Source organism: Exilibacterium tricleocarpae (assembly GCF_007004655.1).
Lineage (GTDB): Bacteria > Pseudomonadota > Gammaproteobacteria > Pseudomonadales > Cellvibrionaceae > Exilibacterium > Exilibacterium tricleocarpae.
Window position 1 is genome coordinate 179,917 of record NZ_ML660093.1, and the last position, 24,430, is coordinate 204,346.

The 24,430-nt window shown below is 57.8% G+C and carries 23 protein-coding genes; 12 read left to right on the plus strand and 11 right to left on the minus strand.

What is annotated here, in order from left to right; translation table 11 throughout:
• The first annotated feature begins 65 nt into the window (after positions 1–65).
• From FKG94_RS12375 to FKG94_RS12385, 3 genes are all read left to right on the plus strand, one after another.
• Positions 66–974 (plus strand): diacylglycerol/lipid kinase family protein, encoded by a 909-nt coding sequence (locus FKG94_RS12375; protein ID WP_179957619.1) that lies wholly within the window; start codon positions 66–68, stop codon positions 972–974.
• The gene (locus FKG94_RS12380) at positions 971–1,765 is read left to right on the plus strand and encodes a metallophosphoesterase family protein (protein WP_179957620.1); all 795 of its coding nucleotides are present in this window, start codon (positions 971–973) and stop codon (positions 1,763–1,765) included. The genes FKG94_RS12375 and FKG94_RS12380 overlap by 4 nt, the downstream gene beginning before the upstream one ends.
• 259 nt (positions 1,766–2,024) lie before the next feature.
• The gene (locus FKG94_RS12385; protein WP_142904648.1) at positions 2,025–3,458 is read left to right on the plus strand and encodes an OmpA family protein; all 1,434 of its coding nucleotides are present in this window, start codon (positions 2,025–2,027) and stop codon (positions 3,456–3,458) included.
• A gap of 377 nt (positions 3,459–3,835) precedes the next feature.
• Here the strand turns inward: FKG94_RS12385 and FKG94_RS12390 are convergent, their stop codons facing one another.
• From FKG94_RS12390 to FKG94_RS12410, 5 genes are read right to left on the minus strand one after another with little or no spacing between them, the layout of a single operon-like run.
• The gene (locus FKG94_RS12390; RefSeq protein WP_142904649.1) at positions 3,836–5,056 is read right to left on the minus strand and encodes a hypothetical protein; all 1,221 of its coding nucleotides are present in this window, start codon (positions 5,054–5,056) and stop codon (positions 3,836–3,838) included.
• Positions 5,040–5,750, minus strand: a complete 711-nt coding sequence (locus FKG94_RS12395) for an ABC transporter ATP-binding protein (protein ID WP_142904650.1) — start codon at positions 5,748–5,750, stop codon at positions 5,040–5,042. The genes FKG94_RS12390 and FKG94_RS12395 overlap by 17 nt, the downstream gene beginning before the upstream one ends.
• Positions 5,751–5,806: 56 nt before the next feature.
• Positions 5,807–7,084 (minus strand): ABC transporter permease, encoded by a 1,278-nt coding sequence (locus FKG94_RS12400; protein WP_179957621.1) that lies wholly within the window; start codon positions 7,082–7,084, stop codon positions 5,807–5,809.
• The gene (locus FKG94_RS12405; RefSeq protein WP_142904652.1) at positions 7,081–8,373 is read right to left on the minus strand and encodes an ABC transporter permease; all 1,293 of its coding nucleotides are present in this window, start codon (positions 8,371–8,373) and stop codon (positions 7,081–7,083) included. Before FKG94_RS12405 ends, FKG94_RS12400 begins: the two co-directional genes overlap by 4 nt.
• A 6-nt stretch (positions 8,374–8,379) precedes the next feature.
• Positions 8,380–9,171 carry an outer membrane lipoprotein-sorting protein gene (locus tag FKG94_RS12410; RefSeq protein ID WP_142904653.1) on the minus strand — a complete coding sequence of 264 codons (792 nt, stop codon included), beginning with the start codon at positions 9,169–9,171 and terminating at the stop codon, positions 8,380–8,382.
• Positions 9,172–9,348: 177 nt separating this feature from the next.
• On the opposite strand from FKG94_RS12410, the gene FKG94_RS12415 reads away from it, so the two are divergent.
• Both FKG94_RS12415 and FKG94_RS12420 read left to right on the plus strand, forming a co-directional pair.
• Positions 9,349–9,957, plus strand: coding sequence for a TetR/AcrR family transcriptional regulator (locus tag FKG94_RS12415; RefSeq protein ID WP_142904654.1), 609 nt, complete (start codon positions 9,349–9,351; stop codon positions 9,955–9,957).
• Positions 9,958–10,164: 207 nt separating this feature from the next.
• A complete protein-coding gene (locus FKG94_RS12420) occupies positions 10,165–10,470 on the plus strand; it encodes a DUF1330 domain-containing protein (RefSeq protein WP_142904655.1) in 306 nt (101 codons plus the stop codon).
• Positions 10,471–10,557: 87 nt separating this feature from the next.
• Here FKG94_RS12420 and FKG94_RS12425 read toward each other — a convergent pair whose 3' ends face one another.
• The gene (locus FKG94_RS12425; protein ID WP_142904656.1) at positions 10,558–11,697 is read right to left on the minus strand and encodes an AraC family transcriptional regulator; all 1,140 of its coding nucleotides are present in this window, start codon (positions 11,695–11,697) and stop codon (positions 10,558–10,560) included.
• A gap of 456 nt (positions 11,698–12,153) precedes the next feature.
• Between FKG94_RS12425 and FKG94_RS12430 the strand changes: the two genes are divergently transcribed.
• From FKG94_RS12430 to FKG94_RS12445, 4 genes are all read left to right on the plus strand, one after another.
• The gene (locus FKG94_RS12430; protein WP_142904657.1) at positions 12,154–12,993 is read left to right on the plus strand and encodes a glycoside hydrolase family 88 protein; all 840 of its coding nucleotides are present in this window, start codon (positions 12,154–12,156) and stop codon (positions 12,991–12,993) included.
• Between the two features lie 73 nt (positions 12,994–13,066).
• The gene (gene kduI, locus FKG94_RS12435) at positions 13,067–13,897 is read left to right on the plus strand and encodes a 5-dehydro-4-deoxy-D-glucuronate isomerase (RefSeq protein ID WP_142904658.1); all 831 of its coding nucleotides are present in this window, start codon (positions 13,067–13,069) and stop codon (positions 13,895–13,897) included.
• A 177-nt stretch (positions 13,898–14,074) separates the two neighbouring features.
• Positions 14,075–14,845: an SDR family oxidoreductase gene (locus tag FKG94_RS12440; RefSeq protein WP_142904659.1), complete on the plus strand. Its 771-nt coding sequence runs from the start codon at positions 14,075–14,077 to the stop codon at positions 14,843–14,845.
• 60 nt (positions 14,846–14,905) lie between these two features.
• Positions 14,906–15,103, plus strand: a complete 198-nt coding sequence (locus FKG94_RS12445; RefSeq protein WP_142904660.1) for a hypothetical protein — start codon at positions 14,906–14,908, stop codon at positions 15,101–15,103.
• Positions 15,104–15,125: 22 nt separating this feature from the next.
• Here FKG94_RS12445 and FKG94_RS12450 read toward each other — a convergent pair whose 3' ends face one another.
• On the minus strand, positions 15,126–15,695 hold the full coding sequence (locus FKG94_RS12450) for a class I SAM-dependent methyltransferase (RefSeq protein ID WP_142904661.1): 570 nt from the start codon (positions 15,693–15,695) through the stop codon (positions 15,126–15,128).
• Positions 15,696–15,781: 86 nt separating this feature from the next.
• Positions 15,782–15,967 (minus strand): hypothetical protein, encoded by a 186-nt coding sequence (locus tag FKG94_RS12455; RefSeq protein ID WP_142904662.1) that lies wholly within the window; start codon positions 15,965–15,967, stop codon positions 15,782–15,784.
• 371 nt (positions 15,968–16,338) lie between these two features.
• On the opposite strand from FKG94_RS12455, the gene FKG94_RS28975 reads away from it, so the two are divergent.
• From FKG94_RS28975 to FKG94_RS12470, 3 genes are all read left to right on the plus strand, one after another.
• Complete coding sequence (locus FKG94_RS28975; RefSeq protein ID WP_218943513.1) at positions 16,339–16,818, plus strand: hypothetical protein; 480 nt, start codon at positions 16,339–16,341, stop codon at positions 16,816–16,818.
• A gap of 264 nt (positions 16,819–17,082) precedes the next feature.
• A complete protein-coding gene (locus FKG94_RS12465) occupies positions 17,083–17,928 on the plus strand; it encodes an Lcl C-terminal domain-containing protein (protein WP_179957622.1) in 846 nt (281 codons plus the stop codon).
• A 14-nt stretch (positions 17,929–17,942) separates the two neighbouring features.
• On the plus strand, positions 17,943–18,455 hold the full coding sequence (locus FKG94_RS12470; RefSeq protein WP_246125113.1) for an Lcl C-terminal domain-containing protein: 513 nt from the start codon (positions 17,943–17,945) through the stop codon (positions 18,453–18,455).
• 15 nt (positions 18,456–18,470) lie between these two features.
• On the opposite strand, the gene FKG94_RS12475 is transcribed toward FKG94_RS12470, so the two are convergent.
• From FKG94_RS12475 to FKG94_RS12485, 3 genes are all read right to left on the minus strand, one after another.
• The gene (locus FKG94_RS12475; protein WP_142904665.1) at positions 18,471–19,700 is read right to left on the minus strand and encodes a DUF1552 domain-containing protein; all 1,230 of its coding nucleotides are present in this window, start codon (positions 19,698–19,700) and stop codon (positions 18,471–18,473) included.
• Positions 19,701–19,776: 76 nt separating this feature from the next.
• Positions 19,777–22,944 (minus strand): DUF1592 domain-containing protein, encoded by a 3,168-nt coding sequence (locus tag FKG94_RS12480; RefSeq protein ID WP_179957623.1) that lies wholly within the window; start codon positions 22,942–22,944, stop codon positions 19,777–19,779.
• A gap of 22 nt (positions 22,945–22,966) precedes the next feature.
• Positions 22,967–24,148 (minus strand): cellulose binding domain-containing protein, encoded by a 1,182-nt coding sequence (locus FKG94_RS12485; RefSeq protein ID WP_179957624.1) that lies wholly within the window; start codon positions 24,146–24,148, stop codon positions 22,967–22,969.
• Positions 24,149–24,430 lie beyond the last annotated feature (282 nt).

Here is a 24,430-nt window from a genome sequence, read left to right on the forward strand (position 1 = left end):
GTTCACTGAACAGCTGTTATTGGCAAGGGTGCTATTTATACAGGAAGCGAACAAGGGGAGTGCAATTGGTTAGGCAACCACCGTTGATATTGTTTTCCAACAGTGCATCGGGAAGCGCCCAGGGTGATCGACTACTGGCTCTTTGGCGCGAGCTGGTACCCTCGTACAGGCGGAGCGAGACGTTTATTCTGGAGCCGGAGGCCGAGTTCGATGCACTGCTCACCCGGGCGCTTTTGTATTGCGAGCGCTGTAACGGCGTGTTGGTGGTGGCCGGGGGTGACGGCACTATCAGCAGTGTGATCAACAAAATAGCGGGGCGGTCAATAACCATGGCGGTGGTGCCTCAGGGGACCTTCAATTTTTTCGCCCGCAATTACAATATTCCGCTGGAACCGGATGCCGCGCTACGGTTTGTGTTGAGTGCCGAACCGGTAACGCTGCCGCTGGCTTGCCTCAACGATCGCTCCTTTGTCGTCAGTGTAGGCCTGGGGCTGTATCCGAAGGTGATAGCCGCCCGCGAATCCCACCAGCAGGTAGCCGGTCGCAGTGGCTTCAGTGCCATTGTTTCCGGTGTCTGGACGCTGTTGCGGGAGCGGCATATCAGCCGCGCTAAACTACATTACAACGGCAATACCCAACGGCTGGCGACACCGCTGTTGATGGTCATTCACAATCGCCGCCAACTCGAGCAGCTCGATAGTCGCTTTCAAGGTGATCCGCAACGACTGGCCGTGTTGCGGGTGCATCCGGTATCTTTTGGCGCAATGTTGCGGCTGCTGGCAAATGGACTGCTGGGACGACTGCTCGATGAAGAGAATATTGATTGCTTCAACACGGACGAACTGCGGGTAGAGATAAGGCGTCGCCGGGTGCAGGTGGCGCTGGACGGTGAGCTGATAAAAATGAGACTGCCGCTGCGGTTTCATATCCGCCGTCACGGTGTGCGCTGCCTGCTCAACGGGGATACATCGTGATCGTAGTGCAGTTGTCCGATACGCATTTCGGCAGGGAAAATCCAGTCGTCGTCGACGCGTTGCGGCGTTGTCTGCAGGCGCAGAGTCCGGACCTGTTGCTGGTATCCGGCGATATCACCCAGCGCGCGCGCGGCGGGCAGTTTCGCGCGGCCGGCAATTTTTTAGCGGATTTGCCCGCCCCGCGGGTGCTGAGTATTCCGGGCAACCACGATATTCCTCTCTACAACCTGGTCGCTCGCCTGCTGTGGCCTTATCGCGGTTATTGCCGTGTCCTCGGCGATGAGCTGGAACCGGCTTATATCTCCGATACCTTGTGTGTGATTTGCGTGAACACGGTGCGGCGCTACCGTCATGCCGGCGGCTGTATCAATGTTGCCCAGATCGAGCAGGTCGGTGAAAGCTTGAGTGTCGCGCCGGCGTCTGCGATTAAAGTGGTGGTGGCGCATCATCCTTTTGCCGTGATGTTACCGAGCGATGTTAAACACCGCGTCCGCGGTGCGACAGCGGCACTGAGGGCCTGGTCCCGACAGGGTGTCGATCTACTGTTGGGAGGACACATCCACTATCCGTTTATGGCGCCGCTGCGCGAACACGTCACCGGGCTCAAGGGCGACCCCTGGGTGGTACAGGCCGGTACCGCTGTGTCGCGCCGGGTGCGAAGCGGCATGCCCAATTCGTTTGTACGCCTGCAACTCGACGGCGGCCGCGCCGGAGTTTGCCTGCAGCGGTGGGATTACAGCCGGGCGCAGGACGCCTTTATGCTGGCGCAAAGTTTTACGCCTTGGCGCTGAGCCGGCGGAGGTGAGGGTGTCGCTGTGGTTGCAGGGCGGTGTGAGCAGGAGCCGATGTATAACCTGGTGCTTGATAAAGAGTTGGCGTGCTACTTGATGAGTTGGCGTGCTACTTGATGAGTTGGCATGCTACTTGATAGAGAGATCGATAGAGAGATCGAAAGAGAAGCGATAGAGAGTATACATATTACTTGATGGATAGTTGTCAGGTGGCCATTTCGTTTTTCTCTGCTACCCGTTAACCAAAAAGAGGTGTTTTATGAACAGGCTATACAGGCCGATTTTTTTGTTATTGATGGTGTGTGGCTTAGCGGCCTGCGTATCAGTGGAGTATACCAAAGACGCAGTGCTTGAGCGAGGTAATGCGATTGCGCAACTGCGCGATGAGCTGGAACAGGCCCGCGGCGAGGAGATGGAGCTTACCGCTCCTATCGCCATGCAGGCTGCTGTCGAAAAATACGCGCTGGCGTTGGAGACGGCCAAAGACACTGTTGAGGTCGACGCCGGTGTCGCCATTGCCCGTGAAGGGCTGGCGGATTTAGAGCGGGCCAGGGCTCAAGCCGTGCAAAGCAGGCAAGTGCTGCGCCGGGCCTACATGCTGCGCAACCGCGTTTTGGATGCCGAGGCGACCGAGCATTATCCCGAGCGTTTCGAGGACGCCGAGGAGGCACTGACAGACGCGGCCCGGCAGTTGGAACAGGGCGATGCCGAGAGCGCCCGCGCCGCGCGGGATGAGCTGATTCCCATCTATAACCAGTTGGAGTTGGACAGTTTAAAAAAAGGGTTATCCGCCCAGGCGGTAGCGGCGCTGCAAGAGGCCCGGGATGTGGACGCCGATAAGTATGCCCCGAAAAGCTTTGAGCTGGCACGACAGCAACTCGCTCTGATGGAGCAGATATTGGAGGTCGACAAGGCGCAGTTGGAGAAGGCGCAGTTTCATGCCGCCGAGGCCAGGTATCTGGCCGCGCGCGCTGTCCAGATCACCCGTTTGGTAAAAAGCTTTGAACGGCGTGACTTCTCCCGCGAGGACATGGTGCTCTGGTACCATCAGCAACTGGATGTCCTGGGTAAAAAGCTGAATAAAGACCTGGCTTACGACAAGACCAACCGCGAGCTTATTGACGAACTGGGGTATGCCGTCACCCGCCTGCAAACGGGACTGAAGGACCGCACCCGAACCTTGGCCGAGAAGCAGTCCACCATCGATAAGCTCGAACAGGAACTGGTGATGACCATGGTCAACGACCAGCGCGAAGCGTATGTGCGCGAGTCGCGTCGCGCCCGGTTCACCGATCTGGAGGAGTCCTTTTCGGCCGATGAGGCTGTCGTGGTGCAGAACAGTGATGCCGTCGTGATTCAAGCCCACGGTATCTATTTCCCGGTCGACAGCGCCGATATTGAGGTACAGAATTACCCGCTGCTCAGCAAGCTGGTCGGCGCTATAGGGTTGTTCGATAACGCGAAAATCAAAGTCTACGGCCATACCGACGCCACCGGCAGCAGGGCGCGGAACCTGCGCCTGTCCAAGGAACGGGCTGCTAATGTGAAGTTGTTCTTAACGACCGTGGGAATGTTGGCGCCGGACCGGGTAGCGGTGAATGGGTTCGGTGAATTGTACCCGGTAGCCAGCAATGAAAACGATCGAGGTCGTGCTTTAAACCGGCGTATCGATATTCATATCATGAAACCCTGAGCCGGGCTCGTTTGCCGGCCCGACTCCCGCGATCGCGCCCGGGCCGGCCAACAAAATTCTGCGGTGTCGACAGGCCCGCCGCATTCGGTTGTTCGCCGGGGGCGCCCCGCTCCCGAAGCGGTGGAAATCAACCACGGCCATGTTGAAATCCCCCCCGCTGTGAACTATCCGCCGCCTGCTTTTATGGCCGGCCAAGGCGGGTTTGAGCGACACAAGGAGCCGTTGACCGAATGCAAGTGGTGTGACACGGTTTTGGTGCTTCCCGCGTTGTGCCGGGACTGATACCTGTGATGGAGTGAGAACCGGCTGACATGTCGTTTTTAACCCGGCTGGCTGCCGAATCAAACCTGCAATCACTGACCGGCGGCGATTGGTGTTTAGAAGTAATACCTGAAACGCAACGTCAGGCTTTTGGGCACATGGCCGAACTCGGATCTCAGTCTGCCGTCGTCCAGCCCGTCACCGGTACCCCAGAGTGCGGACACCAAAAAGTCGGCTTCATCGCTGACGGAGTACACAAAGTTGACCTGGTGCATAAAAGAACGACGGTGATCGTTGTCCATGTCTTTGAGGCTGCTTGCCAACAACAGATAGGTGCCGCGCAGCAGGGGAGTGATATCGTTGTTGACCGATATTCCCAGGGCGCGCCGCCCCAGCAGCGGTTGCAACTGGAACACGACGAGCGGATCGGTGATCTCATCGGCCAGGGCCATTTGTTCCTTTACCCCGAAGTGATTGTGATACCATTCCAGCGCGAGCAGCGTGCCCTCTTCGAATTGATAGTCGATGCCCGCGATATAAAACAACCCCTTATCGTCGCTTTCTTCCAGGTCGTAGTGAGCGCCCTCGATGCGCCAGCCGATACCCCGCCAGGCACTCTCAAACGAACCGCCGACCACTTGGTTGCCGCTGATGCTGCCGGCCGCCAGGCCGATCTCCGATTGTTCGCCGACCTGGCGTCGATAGTAGGTCGCCAGACTGTCTTCCAGTGCGGCATCGCCTTGCGGGGAAACGATGTAGGCGGTGGTAACAGAGGCGTGGGGCGAGGGGTACCAGTCGAGTGTGACACCGTCGATGCCCGGCTTATAGTCGGTGTCCAGATCGGTTGGCGCGAAGGCCCCGAACAGGTTGAGCGGCTGCCACAGGCGCCCGCTGCCCCAGTCGACCGGTTGGCGGCCAAGGGTGAAGGTGAAGTTGTCGACTTGACGTTTGTAGTAAGCGTGGTCCAACTCAATGCCGGCCCGGGTGGCACCGTTGTCGTCGCGTTGATCGAGCCAGTTGTCCCTGAGGTCTTGGTAGCGGAACAGGTCGCTCGAGTGCACAGCCGCGCTTGGGAAACCGTCGAAGTGTTGCCGGGTCGTGCGGACATGCACCGACCACTCGGCGTGTTCGCGAATCTCATCCAGCATCAGGCGCAGCCCGATTTGATCGGCTGTCAGGTACTCGCTTTCCCCCTCGATAAAACCGCTGTCGCCGGCGGCGGGTTTTGCGACCAGGCCCAATAGGGACGCGCGACCGGTAAGCTCGATGGCGCCGGCTGGGGCGATGCACAGCGCCAGTGCCAGGCCGGCAATTGCGGGTTTAAGCGAGAGCGGCATGGCCGGGTTGCGCTACCACTTCGTCACTTTCGATACGCCCGTCGCGCAGCTTGATCAACCGCTCGGCCCGCTCCATCACCCGCGGGTCGTGGGTCGAAAAGATAAACGTTGTTTTCTGCTCGCGGGATAATTTGTACATGATATCGAGCAGCGCAGAGGCGTTTTCGGAATCCAGGTTGGCGGTGGGCTCATCGGCCAACACCAGCCTGGGTCCACAGGCCAGGGCGCGGGCGACGGCGACCCGCTGCTGCTGGCCGCCGCTCAGGGCCGAGGGGCGACGCTGCATGACGTTGCCGAGGCCCACCAGATCGAGGTAATGCTCCGCTCGCGCGCGTCTTTCCGCCGCCGGGCGACCTTGCAAAACCATAATCAACTCGACATTTTCCAGCGCGCTAAGTACCGGCACCAGGTTATATGCCTGAAAAATAAAACCCAGCTGGAACAGGCGAAAGTCCGAGAGTTGGGCCTCCTTCAAACGCGTGATATCCGTGCCGTTCAGATGCGCTTCACCACTGCTGGGGGCATCCAGGCCGCCGATAATATTCAGCAGCGTCGTTTTCCCCGAGCCTGATGGGCCCACCAGCGCGGCGAATTCGCCTTCGTCAACTTCCAGGTTGATATCCTTCAGGGCCCGAACCTGGATTTCTCCCTGGATAAAATTCTTGCAAATGCCTGTTAGCGTCAATAGCGTCATAGCTGGTCTCTCGTAGCGCTCTTCTCTCATAGCGTTTTCAAGGGGGCATGCGGGCGCTAAGTGCGCAGCGCCGCCACCGGGGTTACCCGCGCCGCCTTCAGTGCCGGATAAATGCCGGTCGCCAGGGTGGCGCCGAATACAATGCCGGTCAGTTGTAGTACCCGTTGCGTCGATAACTCGGTATAGACAACGGAGTCCATAAAGGTGCCGGCCATAGCGTTGGCGTCGCCGATGGCCGCTGAAAAGTCCAGACCGTTGGTGGCAAACCACAAGTGCGTGCCGCCGCCGACCACCCAGCCGAGCAACACGGCCAGTAAGCTCAACACCAGCGATTCACAAAACACCAGCAGCAGCAACTGGTAGCGGCCCAGGCCCAGCGCCCGCAGCAGACCGAACTCGCGGGTGCGTTCCAATACGCTCATCAAGACGGTATTGATGATGCCGAACACTACCAGCACCAGAATCAGTGTCAGAAACACATAGTTGCCGGCATCATCCACGGCGATAAACTGGACCAGTTGCGGCATCATTTCGCGCCAGTCCAGCACCTGTACCTGCTCGCTGTCCACCGCTTGCCTGAGAAGGGTTTTCCAGTATGCCAGTTGTGACTGGTCATCGAGATAAACCGCCAGCCTGGTGATGGGTTGCAGGCGGGTATCGGCCCCTTCGCCTGCCAAAAAGCGCCGGGTCAAGCCGATATCGCCCAGTATCAGGAACGCGTCCAGGTCATCGACGTGAGAGTCGAAGATACCGCGCACACGGCCCAGGTGTACCTGGGAGTCGCCGCCGCGCTTACCGGCCATCAACACGACCTTACTGCCGGGCTTCGCCTTCAGCTTGCGCGCCATGCTGTCGCCGATCAGGATGCCCCGATCGTCCCCCGGTTGCAGCCACTGGCCTTCAATCAGAAACGGCCGCAGCATTTCGACCCGCTGATCGCTGTCGGTAATAAATCCCTCGAGGCCGGCACCGACGGCGTTATGTGCGGTGCTGGCCAGTACCTGAAGGGAGATACGCGGGTCGACAGCGCCGGCGATGTGCAACTGCTCAACCTGTGTTTGCAGGCTGAGCCCCCGGGCCAGGTATTTGTGATTGGCGGGCGCCTCCTGGTAGCCGCGCGGCTGCACCGTGATGGCGCCTTCACCCAATTTAATGGCGTTGCGAATCATGGAGTTGTGAGCGCCGTCGTTCAAACCGATAAACAGCACCGCCAGCCCAAAGCCGAACGCGATCGAACTCAAGGTAATCAATGTGCGCCGCCGGTGGCGCCAGAGGTTGCGCCAGGCAAGCAGCAGTAAAACCGTAACAGGCAAATGCCCGTGCCGGGCTTTCATCGCATCACCTCCGCCGGTTTCAGGCGCACCGTGCGCCATGACGGCAGCAATGAGGAGAGCATGGCCACCAGCGTCATGATAAGGCAGGCGTTGACGACATGGCCGGGGTCGAGGTAACCCCGCATCACCGGTTCAAATGACATGCCCGCCCAGTCGTAGCCGTCGGGCATGGTGCCGCTGAAGTCGATGCCGTGCGTCTGCAAGTAACGGCCCAGCCAGGTCCCTAAGGCGGCGCCGATCGCCGCCGATATCAAGGCGAGGAGGAAAGACTCAATCAATACCATCACCATCAACCAGCGACTTTTCATGCCGATTGCCAGCAGGATGCCGAATTCGTGCGTGCGCTCATGCACCGCCATCAACATGGTGTTGAGCATACCGAGCGAGGCCAGGCTGACCACGATGAAGCCGATCACCACCACCATGGACTGACTCAACTTCAGCATGTCGGAGATGGTCGGATTGATTTCGCGCCAGTTGCGCACCACGGCCGCGCCGCCGAGTTCGTCCAGTGGCTGCTCTCGTGCCAGGCGTTCCAGAGTCTGCTGCAACAGGGCCTGGCCGGTACCCAGGTTTTCCGCATCGGGTGTCTTGACGGCCAACTCGTGAAAGCCGCTGTCCAGTGACATCAGGGACTGGTAAGTGTCGATGGACATCAGCACGCCGGTGCGGTCAAAGGCGGTATCCACCGGTTTCAGGATCGCGGCCACGCGAAACAGCCCGTTGCCGATACTGCCGTCAGCCGCCTGGGTCACGAGGATCAATTCACTGTCTACCTGCAACTTCAGGTTCTTTGCCAACTGCGTGCCCACGACCACATTGGCGCGCGGCAGGCCGTCGGTGCTGTCGCTGGCCGGACCCAGCTCCGCGGTGCCGCTGCGAACGCTGTCCAGCAGCCGCGTTGCCCGCGGTTCCCTGGCCGCATCGACGGCTTTTATCAAAACGCCGGTGGATGACGCCTGCGCGCTTGCCAAACCGGCGGCGTAGAGTCGGGGCGCTACACTGGCAGCGGGTAACGCCGTTTCGGCGGCGTTGAGGTAAGACCAGGGCAGGGTGGCGTAGAGGTCCTGATCGTCGATAAACGCACGGCGGTGCAGTTGCAGGTGACCGGTGGACATGTCCGTGGCATAAGTGACCATTTGCCGCGTCATACCCTCGAGCAATACCGAATAGAGAATGACGATAATCAGGCCGCCGGCCAGGGCGAAAACCGTCAGTAGACTGCGAATGGGATAGCGCCAGATATTGCGCCAGGCGATAAAGACAAACATGGCCAGGTTGGATGTCATGTTGTGTTACCGCCGCCGTTTCAGATTTTGCAGCGAGAAGAAAGACGCTTCCAGAGGCACATCGAAGTCAATCTTTTCATAGATGATCGTGGTCGATTCCTCGGGTTTGTCCTCGGGCTGCAGCCGCATTCGCATCGGGGTCAACCGGCCGTCGATCTCCCGGGCCTGGTCGAAGGTCATGGTGCGCACCAGCAGGCCCTCTTCGTCGAAGTAAAGCGCTTGGAGGGGCGCTAACGAGGTCTGTTCGAAGTTGATGATCACTTTGCCCCACACCACCGCGGCATCGGGGTTGGGGATGGCGGTTATTTCATAAATCGCCTGGCCGCCGCGTTCACCCTCGAAAGTAATGGACGACGCGTAGTCGTCTTCAAAGGTACTCTCTTTTACCAGATCGTCATTGGTGAAGTGGCTGCCCATCCACGAACCGGACATCATGCTGGCCGGTATTTTGGTGACCCGGTTGATCTTGGGCAGGTAGTTCCAGATATTTTCCTCCACCTTCAGGGTCGCTACATCTTTGTCCTTTATCGGTTTGCGCACCACCACCAGCGAGTAGTCCTTGCCCCGGGACCAGGCCTCCATGGTCATGGTGCGCTGGTAGCGGCGGGTGTTGACTGTCATCGTCATTACCGCCGCGGACGTGTTGCCGCGCCACAGTTTGTCCATATGGCGGATCAATTCGTCCACCTCCAGCGCGACGGCTGTCACCGGGGCGAGCAGACACAGTGGCAGCAGGGCCAGCTTCAATAGTTTCCCGCCTGTGGCGGCGACATCGGCTGCAGCCCAATCCCGCTTCATATCCAGACCTCCAAAGCTTTATCAACGTCAACATGCGTCGCCTACTCTACTATGCCCATTGCCTGGACCATTGACTCAGGTCAATGACTGACGAGTTAGTCATTGTACACTGCGAACGCAACCTCAACACAGCCGGGCTTCCGGCCCTGTGGACTTCACACGTAAGCGCGGTAAGTTATGGCGAAGGTGGTCGATAAGAAACGCAAGCAGGCGCAACTGGTGCAAGCCGCCGTTGAAGTGTTTGCAGCCAGGGGATACCAGGCGGCCACGATGGACGATGTCGCCGCCCGCGCAAATGTCAGCAAGGGCAGCCTGTATTTATACTTCAAAAATAAAGAAGCGCTGTTCAACGAAGTCTTTCTCTGGTTCGGCCGCCTGGTGCGTGGGCAGTTCGACGCGGCGCTGTCAAACGCGGATAACGAACTGGAGAAATTGCGCCGCATCGCCGCCGTATGGGGTGAGATCGGCAGCGAAAACCGCCACTATGCGCCTTTGTTTCTCGATTTCTGGGCGGCCGCCAGCAGTAAGGACATGCTGCACGATTATGCGCGCGGTCTCTTCGATATGTATGCCGATTACCGCGCGCTGCTGGAAGAGATAGTCGATGCCGGCAAACGCCGGGGCCTTTTCAAACCGGATACCGACACGCAAGTCACCGCCTATCTGTTGATCGGGGCCATGGACGGACTGTTTCTACAATGCTGGCTTGCCCAACCCGACGATATCGGACTGATTATGCGGCAGTCGATTGATACGGTAATAGCCGGCATAGCGGTGAGAGGTTGATGTACTTTGGGGGTATGCCTTTATAAAAGGTATTATTTATCAGCTGCCAACACGGCAGCGGTTAGCTCGGGTAATTCCACCCGCACAGCGAGGCAATGCATCTGGCCATGGGGTCCGTCTATATAAGCTTTTCGCGGCATCGATGTGCCTGACTTGTAAAAAGTTATAATGACATACTAAAATAACAATTTTTGAGAATTCGCCTCCATGCCTGCTTATATGATAGTGACCGCCAGGATTGCCGACCGCGACCGTTTTATCGAGGGTTACGGCAAGGCCGCCGCCGCGCTGGTGGCGGAAATGGGGGGCCGCTACCTGTTGCGTGCCCCGAATGCTGTGCTGCTCGAAGGCGATTTTGGCGCAGGGGCTTCCATGGTGATCTCCGAGTGGCCCGATCGGCAGGCTGCCCTGGCGTTCTGGCAGTCGCCCGCCTATGCCGAGATTAAAAAACTGCGCCGGGATATCGCCGATTGCCAGGTACTGCTGATCGAAGCGCCGGCGCTCGGTGCGTAAGGCGAGGAAGTCCGGTTCGAGTTTCGCCCAACGGAGCTGATGCCGAGCGTTCTTATCAATCTTGTGACACAGCGGCGATTGGCGGGGTTAGCGGTTGCGCCTCCGGTAGCCCAAAGGTGTTTCCGCTACGATTTTCCGGAAACTGTTATTGAAGTACTGCGGGCGGGCAAAGCCGCAGGCGGCGCTGATTTGGGCAACCGTGTCGTTTGAGGTAACCAATGCCCGTTTGGCGGCGCGCAGCCTGATACCGGTCAGCTCGGCATGCATGCTGTGCCCGAGTTCGGCGTTGAACAAAGCGTCGAGATGGCGGCGGGTCACTCTGCAGTGCTCTGCGGCCTGTACCACCGTGTAGTGGCAATTGGAAAAGTGCCGGTTGAGTTGCTGCAGTGCCGTCCTGACCAGCGGCTGGGTTACCGCCAGGCAATCGGTGCTCAGGCGGCTGGTAATACCTTTGGGCGGTATCAGTCGGGGTGTCTCGGTGTTGTGCCGGTGGCCGCCGGCAGCGACCATAATCCCCTGCAGCAGTTGCGCGCCGGCGTAGCCGAGCGCCTCCACATCGTGGTTGACACTCGACAGCGGCACCCGCAGCGAATTGGTGATCAGCTCGTTATTGTCGACACCCAGAATTGCAATTTGGTTGGGCACGTCCACCTCGGCCTGGATGCAGGCATCGAGCACCATGCTGGCGTCGATATCGCGGGCGGCGAACAGGGCCAGGGGTTGCGGATTCGAGCGCAGATGGTCGGTCAGGGTCCGGTTGAGATTACCGGATCGGGACGGCGCCGGTATGCTCCAGTCAACCGTGGAGTGGGCGCGGCTGCCGGCGGTGGCGAAGAAGCTGTCGCGGCGCAATTGCGATACCCGGTCGCTGGTGGTGGAAAAGAACGCGAAGTGGCGAAAGCCCTTGTCGAGGTAGTACTCCGCCGCCAGGCTGCCGATACGATTATTGTCGGCACAGACCCGTGGGGCGGCAATATCCCGGCGAATAACGGATATATCCACGAAGGGGACCTGCGCGCCGAGTACATAGTCCACCACCTCCTGGTCTTCAGTGAGCAGGGCCAGGATGCCGTCGCCGCGCCAGTTGCCGGGCGGCCGGCCCGTAATCGCCATCTCACAGTTCAGATGCCAGTTGTGTTTGGCGGCAAACTGCGCAACGCCTTTATGGGTCCGGTGATCGTAGCGAGAGAGCGCCAGTAAGACGTTCAGGTGTTTGGCGGTTGTCATGGGGGCAATGGCTTGAAGCTAAATGTTTACTATATATAGTGGCCGTTTCTTATGATAAAAACCGTAGTTCCATATAGTGTAATAATTTGCAAAAATATTGCAATTGACTGTTTTTGCAGGCTGTTGCTAGCATGGGCATCGTAGTGGCCGATATCTGTCTAAATACATCGGGTCGGTGCCCGGAATCAGGTTTTAAATGCAAGGGTTTAGCTGCAAGAGTTTAGAGGTAAAAGACGGATAAGAAAGTAAGAGACTCGCCGGCACAACCTAAATGCAAAGTCACAAGCCGGGCGGGATACAGGTAAATAAAGAAAGTAAAAATAGAGAAGCCATAGCCGGTAAGACAGTAAACGAAATACAGAAATAGAAAACGCAGCGGCAGGCCGGCGCCTTCTCCGGCTGATCAATTGCGCCGCCACACGATCAAATATGACGAAACGATAAGTCGAGGCACCTATGATCGAGGCACCTATGATCGAGGCACCTATGATAAAGTCGATTGTGCTGAGATGGATTGCGCCGGGGTCGATGGGTTGCCTGCTGGTGTTGCTGTCTGTGCTTATCGGTGTAAAGGCCGCAGCGGCCAAGGCACCGGTGCCGGATGCGCAAGCTGTGGCAATCGACCTGCAGCGTGTTGCCGATTGGCAGATTGCCCATTTTCGCGATACCTATGGCGGCCGCGACGAGCCCCACCATATCCGCGACTGGACCAACAGCGCCCTGTACGTGGGTATGCTCAAGTTTACTTACGGCCTGGCATGGGGCGTGAATAACGGGCTGCTGAAAAAGAAAAAATACCTGCCGGCCATTCACCGTGCCTGGGCGGCGTTGACCAGCCATGTCACGGCCGAGGGTATGTTGGGGTATGTGCAACCCATAGGCGCCGAGCCCGGCCAGGCCTGGCCCGATAAATCCGAAGTTTACGGCAGCGGGGCGTTCCTGGCGGCGGGCAGTGAAGTGTACCGGCTGATAAGGGGGCCGTTACCGGTGCCGATTCCCCGCTCCGCGCAACTGGACGCGGCCATAGAGGCGGCCGAGCGCGCCCTCGACAAAGAAAGATCAAACTCGTGCATCCGGCCAAAATCCCTTGTTTGCGCGTTTTGTACCGGAGCGAAAAGACGATTTTGCCTGGGAAAACGACCGCTGGAAACTTTTGTATCCTGGTCGGACCTCAGCATTGATGCCGACAAGTTGCAATTCACCCTGCACTACGAAAGAGAGGTGGCCGGCGATATTACCGGTGAGGCCCAGTGGCACAGTTATCTGAACCGGTTTGCGGATGACAGTGGTTATTAACACAGGTTTTTTCGAATCGGCGCGCAGCACGCGCCGGTGCGCGATTGATTATGTCAGTAGAAGGTAAAGTGTGATGGAAGTGAAATATACCGTGGGTAAAAACGAGTACGCCCGTATGAGCACCGAGATGCTGCGGGAAACTTTTTTAGTCACCTCGCTGTTCAAAACCGGTGAAATCTCGCTGGTTTACAGCGAGGTGGAACGTGCGGTGATCGGTTCCGCCGTACCCGCCGGCGCACCGCTGGTGCTGGAGGCAGGGGATGAGCTGGCTGCCACCCATTTCTGCGAGCGCCGCGAATTGGGCATACTCAATGTGGGTGCAGAGGGCAGCATTACCGTCGACGGTCAGAAATATCCCATGGCAAACCTCGATTGCCTGTACGTGGGGCGGGGTGCGGAGGCCATCAGTTTCGAGAGCGACGCCGCCGATCGCCCCGCCCTGTTCTACCTGCTGAGTTATCCTGCCCACACCGGCTATCCCACCACGCACGCCTCAAAAGAGGCGGCCAATCCCATCCGCCTGGGCAGTGTCGAGGACAGCAACAAGCGCACCATCTATCAGTATATTCACGGTAACGGTATACAAAGCTGTCAACTCGTGATGGGTTTTACCAGCCTGGAGGAAGGCAGTGTCTGGAACACCATGCCCCCGCACACCCACGAGCGGCGCACCGAAGTTTATATGTATTTTAATATCGCCGAGGGTGCCGGCGTCTTTCACTTTATGGGGCCGCCGGCGGAAACCCGTCACCTGATGATCGGCAATGGCCAGGCGGTGGTATCGCCCATGTGGTCTATTCACAGCGGTTGCGGCACCCGGGCCTACAGCTTTTGCTGGGGCATGGGCGGCGAAAATCAGGTGTTTGACGATATGGACGGTGTCGCTGTTACCGATCTGAGATAGTTTGTGCAAATCGATTACCACGAATCGCCTGGTGCTCTGGCCGGTATATATTTTCGCCCAAAACGGGTTTGGTGTCCGTAACCGGGTCGAGACCTCTTTGCCACCGAATGAAATTATTTTCTGGTCGAAGCACCCAGCATCAACGATATCGGAAATTTATGATCAGGTCTTTAACGTATGACGGTATTAGATACATTCAGACTCGACGGTAAGCTCGCCCTGGTGACGGGTTGTAAACGGGGTATCGGCAGGGCCATGGCCGTCGCCCTGGCTGAGGCGGGAGCCGATATTATCGGTGTCAGCGCTTCGCTGGAAGCGCAAAACAGTGAGGTCAGTGCCGCCGTGACGGCCCTCGGGCGACGTTTTTACGCGTATCAGTGTGACTTTTCCGAGCGGTCTGCGCTCAAGCGTTTTATCGGCGATGTCACCGCCCGTTTTCCGACTATTGATATTTTGGTGAACAATGCCGGCACCATTTTGCGCGCACCGGCGGCTGAACACTCTGACGAGTACTGGGACAAAGTGGTGGAGGTCAACCTCAACGCCCAGTTTATTCTGTCTCGCGAAATCGGCGGGCAGATGGTGGCCCGTAAAACCGGCAAGATCATCTTTATTGCATCGCTGCTGACTTTTCAGGGCGGTGTGACCGTACCCGGCTACGCTGCCAGTAAAGGCGGTGTGGGGCAGCTCGTGATGGCACTGTCGAACGAGTGGGCGGCGTCCGGCGTCTGTGTGAATGCCATCGCGCCGGGTTATATTGCCACCGACAACACCGACGCACTGCGTGCCGACCCGGTGCGCAGCCGCCAGATTCTGGAGCGTATCCCGGCGGGGCGCTGGGGCGAGCCGGCGGATTTCAAGGGGCCGGTGGTTTACCTCGCATCGCCGGCTTCCGACTATATGACAGGGCATACCATGGTGGTTGACGGAGGCTGGATGGCCCGCTGATACAACCCTGTAAACGGAGACAACACTCATGAAGCTTGTCGTCAACCGCTTACTGGTCTTGTGTTGCGCGGACCCGACCACGTAGCCTGGACCGTCGATTTGGAGCTGGATAACGAAGGCCGGCCCTATGCAGTGTTCTCGGTGCAGGTCAACGACAGTAATAAAAAGAACCGGCGGCGCAATCCCCATGGTGACGATATTCGCTACTCCGAAATAGTCCTGCGCCGCCAGCCGCCTTCCCTGGGGTCGGTGGAGTGAGCGTTGTTTCAGTATTCCGGAGTTAGGTTTTTACGGCATGGAAATAGTAATTCTCCCCTTCGTCCACAGCGTTGCCAACCAGATCCAATCCCGCCTCTGAAAGGAGCCTGATATACGTCTCTTCTCCGAGTGAACGAGACTTGCGCCCCGTCATCAGGTCGGTCCATTCGCAGACTGGAGAGGGCGATGTAAACAGGAAATGGCCACCGGGATCTAGTGCGGCAGCCGCTCTGAAAATCAGGCGCCGCTGCGCATCGGCGGACAACAGGAACACAAGTCCGATGCTGACAATACCGTCGAAACTTCGGCCAAAAAAAGGTGAGGTCTCCACCGGCTCGCAGGCGGCGCTCATCTGCGGTAAGCGCCGCTTGAACTCGGCGATTATTGTGGGTGAGGCATCCACGCCATAGATTCTGAATCCATCTTTGCTCAATGCCAGAGCGATTGGTACACCAGTTCCACAGCCCAGATCAAGTATCGCGGCCCCGTTTGGAAGAGTCTGCGCCCAGGCTCGCGCCACGTCGACGCCGATCGAAGACTGCTCGCGTGCAGCGATAAAATCACCTGCGATTTCTTCCCAGCCGTTAGACATATCGTGCTTAGGCGGAGATATGGAAGTCAGAAATTAGCACCTCGTACAGGGTGGCGAATGATCTTTTTATCCATTTCAGGCTTTCTTTATGGGGAGGTTTGGATTGACCCGCTTAAATGTTTGAGCTGTTCCTCTGATAAAGGTTGCGCATCAGGGTCACCCAGCGCTGCCTCGTGAAGCTCTTTTTCGGTCATCTTATCGAGTGCTTCTTTGTCTTTGTACACATCGAGTTTCTGCCCTTTTGCGGACTCTACAGTGACTGTTTTACCCATAGTGATCACCATAATTTCTGCTGTTCATACAGCCGGTGCTCACGCCTTTCCCGTAGTCCCACTCATAGCACAATCATTATATGCCTCAGTACTGATCAAATATCCAACTTTTAAAGGCGCTAATCATAGCATGACTTATGTGTCAAATACGGACTTTTCTGGCACCACTGCAACGCTATTGAATTTTCTGTGAAACTGGTTGTTTTGTTGTGGCTGTATTCAATGTCCAGCGTGTTACTTACAAGAGCGCCCGCTGAGTTGGGCAACGTGGTCAAAGTCACGATCCTGCGCAACCCCCCCCCCCCCCCCCCCCCCGGGGCTGCGGTATCCTGCTGGGGCCGGGACTCTATGCCGCCGGCGGTCTGCTGTTTGTGCCCGCCAGCGCGCTGGGGGAGTTTTATCCGTCTCTGTTGGCTTATTTTGTGATTACCTGCGGCCTGTCATTCCTGGAAACCACCGCCAATCCTTACATTCTTTCTATGGGGCCGCAGGAGACCGCGACCCGGCGCTTGAATCTGGCGCAGGCGTTCAACCCCATCGGTTCGCTGATCGGTATGTATACGGCCTCGCAGTTTATCTTGGCGCAGTTGGATGCGCGGCAAAGAGGCCCGGGCAGTGTTGCCGGTAGAGGAGTTCGAGGCGGTGAAGGTGGCAGTGACAAAGGTGTTGCGGCACCCAGTATCGGTGATGGGACGCCTGCAACTTTGCTACTTAAGCGCGCACAGTACGATGATGGGACACCTACAGCTTTGCTACTTAAGCGCACACAGCAGGGCTGGCACAACGCAGTAAATTTTAATCAGTTGCTAAGTTGCAGGCGTCCCTCAAGACCCCAGTTCCAGGTAGTTTGATTTTCCTCGTATCGGCATATTCGATTAGTTCTCAATAGCGACCCATATTGCGCTTACTTAGTTGTGTAACGCTGACTGACATGTGAAAATACTGGCACTTTCAACGCACCGTTAGCACTGTAAACATATGTTTAATAAGATGCCATTGCAGGTATCACTATTGATTCGATGAAAAATAATATTGGGCTTGGACATTTTCTGTCATGCTTGCTTACCGTTCTAGTGTTGGTTAGCGGATGCACCGATGATACCGGGGACAGCAATGTGCAAAGTGCTGCAGACACTGCTGGCCAAACTACCGATAAAAAAGCCTCCGGTAAACGAGATGCCACCGGACTGCAAGGGGATGTCAAAGTGCCCGACCACCTCGCGGCGCCCCCGGCATTAAACGATACCGGGATTACCTGGGGCGGTAATTATCCCCGCGGTGTCAATACGGACTGCACCGCAACCATAGCGGCGCCAGAGCACAACAGCGCCGGCAACATTCTCGTACAACAGGACTGTGCCAATGGCACCGATGCGCGCAACGGTGGCGTAGCGGGATTTGTTTACCACAAAGTCAGCGATACCGGCGAACGGCTACCGGCCGCCGCGCCCCGCTGGCACTGTGTCATCGACGCCGTCAGCGGTTTGATGTGGGAAGTGAAACAGGCGCCCGACGCCGGGGCGGCCGGACTGCATCACAGCGGCGATTTGTTTACCTGGTACAACTCAAATGAGCGCGTCAATGGCGGCAATATCGGCGACTGGAACAGTCGCGGTGACCAGTGCAGCGGTTATGTGGCCGGTCAGCCGCGAACCTATTGCCATGTGGAGCAATTCGTCAGCCGGGTCAACAAGCAGGGCCTGTGCGGTTATCGCGACTGGCGCCTGCCGACCCGACCGGAGTTGACCAGCCTGATCCACTTCGGCCGCACCGAGCCGGCTATAGATACCGACTATTTTCCCGCGACCCAAAGCGAGTTTTACTGGTCCGCCTCGGCGGTCGCCGGCAGGGAGCTGGAGGCCTGGGCCGTCAGTTTCCAGTTTGGATTCACTACGCCATTGCGCAGGTCGGATACCCGGTATGCCCGCCTGGTGCGCACAATCACGCAGGAAAGCCTATGATTCGGACAGCGTTAATGGCAACCCTGCTAAGCGTTTCCATCGCCACCGGCGCAGAGCAGACCTGTCAGCCCGATAGTATCCCTGCCACTGCACCCGAGGACCGATACACCCGGCACGCGGACGGCACCGTCACCGATAAGCAGACAGGTTTGATGTGGCAGATGTGTAGCGCCGGTCTCAGCGGCGATGGTTGCGCAACGGGCGCGGCGCTGGCGTTTTCATGGGCAGAGGCTTTGCTCTATCCCGCCACCATCAATCGCCGGCCCGACGGTGGCGGCTACACCGATTGGCGGCTGCCCAATATCAGGGAACTGGCATCACTTGCCGAGCTGCAGTGCGCGCAACCGGCCATCAATCTGGCGGTGTTTCCCAATACGCCGTCTGCCCACGTCTGGTCCTCATCGCCCTATCAGTTTTATGCCCACTACTCGTGGTATATGGATTTTGACGAGGGTATATTTATCTATGGCGAGCGCATCGACAACGACAAGCATATTCGACTGGTTCGCGACGCGACCTCGCCTTAAACCTAAAATATAGACTTAAGTCAAAACACCCGGAATGGTTCTACCGTAGCCCAGCGTGACGCCGCAGGCACGTGCTGCGGTGTGCAGCATATCGCGCTGGTTGTAGCCGCTGCCGGCCGTTGAGGTGCCGCGCCGGATAGCGCTGCCGCCGCCGGCTATCATCAGGGGCACATCGTTTTGCCCGTGCAGGTCGGCGTGTCCCATATCCGTGGTTTCCACGACGACGGTGGTGTCCAGCAAACCCTCGGTACGCAGCTTTTCGATGACGTAAGCAGACAGGCTGCCCAGATGCGCACGCATCTCGACATAGTAGGGATAGTTGGGCTGACCGTCGCTGCCGCCGTGGATGGACTGGTGATAGTTGCCGGTATAGTTCAGTTCCGGTATGCGAAACTCACCTTGATGATTGCCAAACGCGAGGGAGCAGGAGCGGGTGATATTGCATTTCAGGGCCGCCACCAGAATATCGGCCTGCAACCTGGCCTGGCGGCTGAAGTTCTCGTAGGTGAGGGGAAAGCTGCCGGGGTCGGTAATCGCGCCACAGGAGCCGCCACCGCCGCCGCCCAGTTCGTCCAGGCGTCGCTTGGTTTCGGCAATGGCCTCGAGGTGTTCGTTCAGGCGGTGCACTTCATAGTTGGCCAGCTTGGTTTTGATGGCGTTGGCGGCAAGGGTGTGGGCCTCCATAATCTGCGTCTTCGGATTGCCGCCACCACCGGTGCCGCTGCCAAACAACAGGTTGAAGGCGTTGAACGGATTGTCTTGAAACGGCACCCGGGTGTTACCTTCCCGTGTCAGAATCCCCTGCCCGTTGCTGTGAACACCCAGGTTGACGTAGGTAAAAGGCATGTCGGCACCGAGTTGCCGGCCCATAAAAACATCGTAAGTATCGCCCTGGTACCCGGTGGACAGAATCAGCGGCATACGGCCGTGCCCGCCGTCGGTATGGCTCATATTGCGCAAAAAATTACACTCGGTTTTGACCGGCTCGTAGGAGGCCGACATAGACGGCAGGGTCATGCTGCTGCCGCTGCCGCTGGGTGCCCAGAAGTCGTGGATGCCGCCGCCGGGCACATAGATGACCATCGACTTATTGGGTGTGCTCTGCGCTTCGGCGTGGCGGGCAAACAGCATGCCCGCCACCAGCGGCGAGCTGCTGATCAAGCTTTTGGAGATACCCGAGGCGAGAAATGTCTTGAGTAAGCCCCGGCGCTTTCTGTTTATTTGATCACTATCACCTGTTTTCATTGCGGTAACCCTTATTGTCCTGGTTTGGCGCTGTCTGATGTTGCTGTGCTCAGCGTCGACATGCTCAGTTTGACATTCAATCTCGTGCCCATGCTTTGCGGTACCGTACGGCTTCGAGCGTACTGAACCGTTCCAGCATGGAGCGGGGGTTTTCGTTTATCATCGAATCGACCAGATTATCGATTTCGCAGGCGTAACCGGATTTTTCGGCCTCGGCCAATTGCCGTCCCGGATTATCCTTGTCGATATCCTGGTAACCCACGCCGACGACATAGCGAAACATCTGTTTGGGCAGGCAGGCTTGCGCCGAGGGCAGTGTCGCGAGGAGCTGCCCCAGTCCGCGACTGCCCTGGAAGGGTTCGACTTCCTGCACGTTGCTGTAACTGTTGGGTGCAAACAGTTCGCCCGACGCGTCGATGGCGTTGCCGTTGAGGTCCGCCGTGCGCACCCGGCCGACGGTGTCAAAGTCCTCCATACCGAAGCCCAGTGGGTTGATATACTGCAGGTGACAGTTGGTGCAGGGTTGATCCTCGGTCAACCGATGATACTTCAAACGGTTGGTGGTGGAGGGGTCCTGCAGCAGCTCGGAAAGCTCGGCCAACTTTTGCTCGCGGGCGGCAAATGTGCCCGCTGGCGGGGGCGGCTGGTCCTGACACAACATGCGCCGGCGCACGCGCACAGAGCGCAGGATGGGCGAGGTTTCCACCGCTTCGCCCCAGCGTGCCATAAAGGCACCGTTGGCGAGGATGCCGCCGCGGTCCGACGTCGTGACTTTCTGCATGGCGTCCCCGCTCACGTTTGCGATACCGTAGTGCGCGGCCAGCGTCTGGTTGACAAAGGTGTAATCGGCGGCATAGAGCGAGGCGAAACGTTCAGTGGGATCGAGCATGACGCTGGCGAACATTTCGTTGATCTCGCGCTGCATATGCGGCACCAGGTCCAAAAATCCCGGCCAGGTGTCTTCGTTTTTCGCCGCAATATCCAGATTGGCCGTACCCAACCAGCTACCGACGAAGTCGCCCATGACCAGCTTGGCCCCGGCGCTCTCCGCCAGCCGGCGCGCCTGGCTCATAATCTCAATCTCACTGCGCAACTCGTCGTTTGCCGCCGCCGCCAGTAATTGTTGATCCGGTGTGGAGCCGGTAAACGTGTAGGCGAGGAAGGTAGCCATTTCATAAGATGTCAGCTCGAAGGCGTCGCTGTCGATATCGCCATTGGCCGGATTGGGTTCACCGAGTTCGTGGCGGTATAAAAACTGCGGTGACGACAGGATTGCCTCCAGCGCCATCTCGATGCCGTCTTTGACATTGCCGCCGGTGAGTGAGCCGTTCGCCATTTGCGCGTAGGTGTCGATCTCATCGCTGTCCAGCGGCCGCCTGATGATAGCCGGTGCCAGGTCGTTGATGAAACTGTCCGCACAGTCCTGGTTGAAGCTGCTGCAGTTGAGCGCCGGGGAGAAGTCGCGAGCGGCTGCCCAATCGGCAATTTGCTCGGCGACGATCAGGTAGTTGCTGTAGGAGGACGCCACAATTGACGCGTGGGTATTGTTGAAGAAGAAACCCACTTTTTCGTCGGCGGACAAACCCTCGGCGGCATCGAAGTCGACCCCGAGGAGGTCTTCGACACTGCGCTGATACTCGGATTTCGTCAGTATTTTTAACTGCCGGGCGCCATAGCTTACCGGGCTCAGGGTCCTGTCACAGGCCACCTCGGTCACCCAGAGTGTCTGAATATAGGCGGCCACATCCTGAGCGCATTGCTCGTCGCAGGCGCCCGGGTTGCCCCTGGGCATCGATGTGGTGATCACCTCGATCATGATCTCCAGGTCGCGGGGTGTGTTGAGGGCGGGAAAGCTGGCGGTGCCGCCGGCATCGGCGCCGTGACAGCCGGCGCACTGCTCGCCGTAGGTCTGGCGGCCGCGGGCGATCGGATCGCCCTCGCTGACCACTACACGCGCCGTATTCGACGCCGCCGATGGCACACTGTTGTTGATGGCGATGACCTTATAATCAAATTCACCGGCGTCGGGTAAGCCCTCGCTGAAGTCGACGGTATCGGCAAGCAGATTCGCCGTCGTTTGCCAGAGGCCGTCCGGCGTTTTGCGTCGCAGAATAAACCGGCTCTCGTTGTCGCTGTTGTCCTGCCAGGTAAGTCTCGCCTCAGCCGCAGCCGGATCGTAGTCGCCGGCGAGCGGACCGGGTGCCGCGGGCGCTGCCGGCATTGCAACCGGTGCCTGGGCGGGATCAGTATTGGCGACATAGTGCAGGCGCAGGTAAACGGGCACAGCCTGCCCGATGGAGGTGAGGTTGGCGATGGTTTTCAGGGTCTCCAGGCCGCTGGCCATATCGAACTGTTTGCTGTCGATAAGAATCGGTTGCAGTGTGGAGACGGTGATATCGGTGGCGGTGCGTTTTACTACCAGTACATCGGTGGCAATGTCCTGGCGGATACCGTGCAGGCTGAGACTGCCCTGCAGGCTCTCGACACGGGTTGTCCCCACCGCCATGGCAGTGAGGGCATCGATATCGATGGATGCGGTGATATAAGCGGTCGGTAAAAACTCCGTTTCAAAAACAAAATTGACCATACGCTCGTTGCGAATATCAATTTCGGTGGCCACGTCATTGAGGTCGATCGACAGGATTGCGTTGCCGCCGCTGTCGATACTACCGTCCAGTGCGGCGGGTTCAGCGATCGGGGCGACAAAGGTGTTGATCTCGGCGATATGGTCCTTTTTCATCGATACGTATTGAAGACTGGAGCCGCTACCGTCGAGTTTCCACAGCACATTGCTGCTTACACTGTCGCTGCAGATTTCACCATTGACGGTCACCGGGTTTTGCGTCGGCGTGCCCGGTGTGCCTTTGTTGCCGACAAAGCCAATGGTATAACTCTGGCCGGCGGGTATACCCGCAAACCAACTCGGCGGTGTTGCACTGCAGGTGCCGCCCGAGCAGTCGTAAGTAGCCTGCCAGCCATGATTGAGATTGCTGCCGTCGCTCCATGTCCAGGACAGGTTCCAATTATTGAGTGTCGCATCGGTGTCGTTGGTGAAGGTCACCTCGGCTTTAAACCCGGTACTCCAGTCATCGATTACCGTATATTGACAGTTTGACGCCAGTGCCAGGTGGCCGTAGAGTGCGCCGACCAGTGCAATGGCAGCTTTGGCACAGCCGCGCGATATCCGCTTCGAATCGCCGGTGAGTTTTCGCGCTGGCAGTGAGCGTTTACATGCGTTGTTCATTATCCAGTCTCCCATACGCGAATTAAGGTGTGTTGAAAAACAAAGTAAAATTGACGGGAATCGAATAACTGATGACGCTCAGGTTGGCGACATCTCTCAAGGCATCCACACCATTGGTCAGGTCGAAATCGCCGGCCTTGATAATGATAGGATCGGCGTTTTCTACCAGGATGCTCGAGGCGGACAATCGCGTGACAAAGACCTGTGTCTCCACAATTACGCTGACGCCGTGCAGGTTGACGCTGGCCGCGACTGCCTGGGCCTCTGAATCACCGGTGGCAAGGCCGGCCAGTCTCTCCATATCGACCGGCAACGATACCGTGGCTTCGGGGAAGGTGCCGGTTTCGAATAACAGGTTACGCATACGTTCGTCGCGAATATCAATGCCTGTCGCAACACTGTCCAGATCAATCTTCAGGGTCGCGGCCCCGGAGTTGGTAATGGAGCCGGATAAGGTACTGAAACTGTGGGTCTCCAGTACATGGACTTTTTTGGTGGAGACGAAATGCAGAGACGATTTGACCGGATCGAGGCTGTAGGCGGTAGTGTCGTCGGGTTCTTCCGCGGTAATGGTCAGGGTTACACTGGCGGAGTCGACCGTGCCGTCATTGACGGTCAGGGTTACCGGAAAGGTGCCGGCCTGGTCAAACGTTTTTGTAACGACTGCTTCGGTAGCGGTTTCACCGCCGCCAAAATCCCACCGGTAGGTGAGGGGGTCGCCATCCGCGTCACTCGACCCGCTCCCATCGAAAGTAACGTTTAGCGGAATACTGCCGCGCAAGGGTGCAGCGCTGGCGCTGGCCTGTGGCGCTGTGTTGACCGGGTTGTCAGCGGTGCAAATACCCGCCAGTTCAGGGATAACTGCCGGCGTATTCGCTGTGGCTTTGCTGCCGTTAAAGCCAAAGTCTGTTGTTGCGCCCGGTGCAATGGTGCGGTTGTAACCCAGGTTGGTGGCTGTATAGGGATTGGCGCCCGCCAGCGACGCTTTCCATATCTGGGAGACGCTGGCGCCATCGGTAAATTCCCAGGTCACCGACCAGCCGTCAATGGTTTCCGTGGTGTTGTTGGTAATGGTGATCGAGGCGGTGAATCCTGAATTCCATTCGTTAAGGATATCGTAACGACAGTCGGCGGCGTGCAAGGTGCTGGCGTAAACAAGACTCGTCATTGCCAGCAGCGAACGCCCCAGGGTGAATTTGCTCATTGCCATCTCCAGTGGAAACCTCAGTTTTTAGCGGGGCACTATCTCATCTACGGCAGAGATTATTCAGTGCTTGGTTCACATTCCGAATTATTGATAAGCTGGTGGAATCATTTTTCTGATGTCTTCTTTCATTATTTTCTTTTCGCTTTTCTTTTAACTTTCACGAAAAATTCATAGTGCACTTTGGATATACCCCATGGTGAAAAGCGACTTTGACAGTGAATCAGTGTGTGTTGCTTTTTGCGTCAGTATCCAAACAACCGGCGTTGTAGTGGGTGTTCA